This window comes from Nostoc flagelliforme FACHB-838, from assembly GCF_014698065.1.
In the GTDB taxonomy this organism is placed as follows: domain Bacteria; phylum Cyanobacteriota; class Cyanobacteriia; order Cyanobacteriales; family Nostocaceae; genus Nostoc; species Nostoc flagelliforme_B.
On sequence record NZ_JACJSI010000539.1, the window covers coordinates 1 to 3,312 of the forward strand.

The window sequence follows — 3,312 nt, forward strand, 5'->3', positions numbered from 1 at the left end:
AAAAATCACGACGAGCAGCGATGAACGATCGCTATATGCTCTCTGTGTTAGCTGCGGCTCTCTCAAACTCAGTACCTCTGCCATAATCCCCCTGTCAATAGGGTTTGAGACGCGCTAACCCTGGTATATGATTGAGAGTAGTGCGAAAATTCTACATCAGATTAAAGAGCGTCCTACTTTCTTATTTTCTACAGAATCAAACAAAAAACTTGGAATCATGGGCTTGGCTGTTGACAACCAGAAAGCTGAGACTGTGACAAAATGGTTAACTGCTCAAAATGTTAAATTCTCGCTTGCCCCAACAGAAGATGTTATAAGGGAAACTAAAAAAGGTCTAGCCGTATTTAACTTGGTTGATAGCTCCATCCCTGCCAAAACTTTAGAGAGCATGGCCAAGAAATTTGGGGCTGTGATTGAATCTACTCTTGAGTATCAACAAAGGGTTAATTCCCTCGCTACACGACCGCAGTTTTTGAAACCACCAGAACAAACAGCGCAATCCCCGCCTAACCAATCTATAACTCCATTACTCTCCACTACTCTTTCTACACCAGAGATTAGTAATAGTGTAAAAACCGAACCTCTAGGTATAAAGAAGCCCCCGACAGTTACTATTGATAACTTGAGAAATTGGTACAATGCCGCAGATAAGTTAGGGAAGCCGGAAAATTACAAAAAACGCATTGTAGAAGTGGCTTATGGGTTTAAAGCTGGTAAGCAATTATCAGCCCAAGCGTTGACAGTAATGAATAAAGATACATTTGAGCTTGATTCCATCAGTCGGTTGACTCAAATTTCTCAAAGGATTGGCATGGTTTGGGGTAAGTCTAATGAAAATGGCACTCAAGTCCAAGGAAAGATTTATGACTTGGCTTTCAATACCCAGCAGAGGGATTTAACTATTTCGCAGAAAAACGGGGAGGTAATTTTAAACTTGCAATCAGGGAGAGTGCAGACTAATAAACTAACTCCACAGATATTGCAAACTTTTGAGGATGTTAATACTCAAATTGATCAAATATTAGCTAAATCTCAAGCGCAACAAACAGACTTACAAAGATAGATTTATCCTAGAATAGCCCTTTTAAGACAATGGAAAAGGAGAACAACACTATGGAGAACGCCAAGGGTTGGGTTATATAGATCAGCAGGAAAATGTTGTGTTTATCAAGCGGGATTTAAACGGTGAAAAGTCAGGGGTACTGGTTTGAGACACCGCAGGGATTGACAATCGCGCTTTTAAGTACCCCGAAAACAGCGATAGGCTACGCCCCGCCGCAGGCGATCGCCAAAAAGGATGGTTTCACCGCCTGGCTGTCTTATCGGTATACAATGCCGGATTTTAAAGCGTGAACCCCACGATAATCCTTAAGGGATAAGCATAAATATACTATTTAGACAGTCAAGGCCCCCTAATCCCCCTACCCACAGATGATGGTTAAACGATCGTCTGGCCTAAAAGTTGTGTGATCGCGCTTTGAGGTTATCCTTACGGAGCATTGAATATGAAATCTTCTGTAATAAATGCAACATATACTTTGTCGGGTGTTGCGCCTACAGACTGAATAAGACTGTAGACGTCGTTTGCAATCTGTTTACTAGTAACCGAGGGATTGCTGACATTCAGGTAGAGTCTAGTGTTAGGCAAATGCAAATTAACCCGATCAGGAAATAATGAGTTGACATTTAACGCTTGAAAGGTTGTAGCAGTGTCTTCCAATTCAAGTCTTTCCTTTACGCGAGCATTGTCGCCTGACTTGACGTTTTTTAAATCGTAACAAACGATAGCTGTTCTCATAATTTTCCCTATTTAAAAAATGTAAGTAAATAGTTAAATGCCTGATGCTATTCAACTGTCACTGCCACCGCTACCATTGCCATTACGCTGCTGCCCTAGTAGGTATTCCCAGATGCGGCGAATTTCAGCCTGGAATACCTCGCGGTCAGTTTCGGCGTTTTGGATGGAATGCATCAAGATATCTGTGAGGCTGTGGATTTCTTCGGTGTTTTGGCGAACTGTTTCCTGGAGGGACAGCTGGTTGGTGGTCACAGTTTCAAGGATGCGCTCGATGCGCTCGAGCCGATCTGGGGTTGCTTCACTCATGCTGCACCCTTCTCTTTGGTAGCTTCTGCCTTATCCAAATATTCTTGAATAGCAATAGCTGCTAATTGACTCACTGAACGCTTTTCAGCCATAGCAAGACGTTTCAATCTTTCTTTATCTTCTTCACTGATGATTACGCTCAATGTCGGACTTTTAGCCATTGACCTTACTTATAAACTCTCTTCTGTGATCATACTCTATGAGAACATACTAGGTTAACCTATAGTCTAATTCCACATAACTTAAGATTACTGACAATAAATTACGAGAGAATAGGACTTTGGGCTGGGGGAGAAGTCAAGCGTAGGTGCAGCCCGTCGTAGACATCGCTCAATCAAAGAGATAACGGGAAAAGTTAGAAGCTTTCATCTGTTGTATAGAAAGCGCTGGCAAAGATTTTAAGCTGGCATTTAATAAACTGCATATCAAGGAAAGCCCTGGATTTTTACCAGGGCTTTTAAATTAAAAGAGCTAAATGAGTCTAAAAAAGCTAGTGTATTGTTTAATTGACTTTTCCCTTTTAGTATGACCTCTGACGGTTACAAATCAAAATCAAGGCTGAATGTTTCCCCTGAAGAATCTTCTTCTTTCTCCTGTGCAAATGGAGTCGAAGTTATTGAAGGAAGTTGGTTTGACTCAGTATTAATCGGAGTGTTTGCTAAAAGTTGTACAGGTAATCCAGCCTTAATGAAAACAAAATAGCAATCAACGATAAAGTAAAGGGTGTCCAGGTAACTTTTATCTAGTTTTTGCGATTCTGCAAATATGCGCTCTCGGTAATTATCTTTGATGCGAACTTTTTCCGGTGCTAAGTCTTTTTTATCTGCCATTGTTATAACTTCACTTAAGAGATGTGCCCGTTAGATTTTTGCTGTTAATGGTTTTCGCCATCTCTAAAAGCCCAGAGACATTGGCTTCTACCGGATTGTCCAAGATTTTGAAGCCGTTTTTCTCCAACAGCTTTTTAAATCCTGGTAAAAGGCAACCTCCACCAATCGCCCAGATTTCATCCCCCTGGTGCTTGGCATCAAATGTCAGATTCACCGCTTTCTTCAAGTATTTTTCATACCAATCTTTCAAAGAAGCGCTGTATATATCTTTGATATCGATGTCACGGCTATACCTGGTATGCCCCATTTCCAAACAAAATCGGATAATGGAAGGATCTCCGATTTTTCCGCCATTTAAATGTTTCATTTTTTGGGAGA

The 3,312-nt window shown here is 41.1% G+C and carries 5 protein-coding genes and 1 pseudogene; 1 reads left to right on the plus strand and 5 read right to left on the minus strand.

From position 1 onward, the window contains the following. Positions 1-127 precede the first annotated feature (127 nt). Positions 128-1,063, plus strand: a complete 936-nt coding sequence (locus H6G97_RS48280) for a hypothetical protein (RefSeq protein ID WP_242056139.1) — start codon at positions 128-130, stop codon at positions 1,061-1,063. A gap of 426 nt (positions 1,064-1,489) precedes the next feature. Here H6G97_RS48280 and H6G97_RS48285 read toward each other — a convergent pair whose 3' ends face one another. The 5 genes and pseudogenes from H6G97_RS48285 to H6G97_RS48305 all read right to left on the minus strand — a co-directional run. After that, on the minus strand, positions 1,490-1,798 hold the full coding sequence (locus tag H6G97_RS48285) for a hypothetical protein (protein WP_190947412.1): 309 nt from the start codon (positions 1,796-1,798) through the stop codon (positions 1,490-1,492). A gap of 51 nt (positions 1,799-1,849) precedes the next feature. Next, on the minus strand, positions 1,850-2,050 hold the full coding sequence (locus H6G97_RS48290; RefSeq protein ID WP_190947413.1) for a hypothetical protein: 201 nt from the start codon (positions 2,048-2,050) through the stop codon (positions 1,850-1,852). A 50-nt stretch (positions 2,051-2,100) separates the two neighbouring features. Beyond that, positions 2,101-2,265 (minus strand): ribbon-helix-helix domain-containing protein, encoded by a 165-nt coding sequence (locus H6G97_RS48295; RefSeq protein ID WP_190737809.1) that lies wholly within the window; start codon positions 2,263-2,265, stop codon positions 2,101-2,103. Positions 2,266-2,643: 378 nt separating this feature from the next. Next, the gene (locus H6G97_RS48300; RefSeq protein WP_190947414.1) at positions 2,644-2,934 is read right to left on the minus strand and encodes a hypothetical protein; all 291 of its coding nucleotides are present in this window, start codon (positions 2,932-2,934) and stop codon (positions 2,644-2,646) included. Positions 2,935-2,944: 10 nt separating this feature from the next. Beyond that, a pseudogene (locus tag H6G97_RS48305) lies at positions 2,945-3,312 on the minus strand (ParM/StbA family protein); the annotation flags it as partial.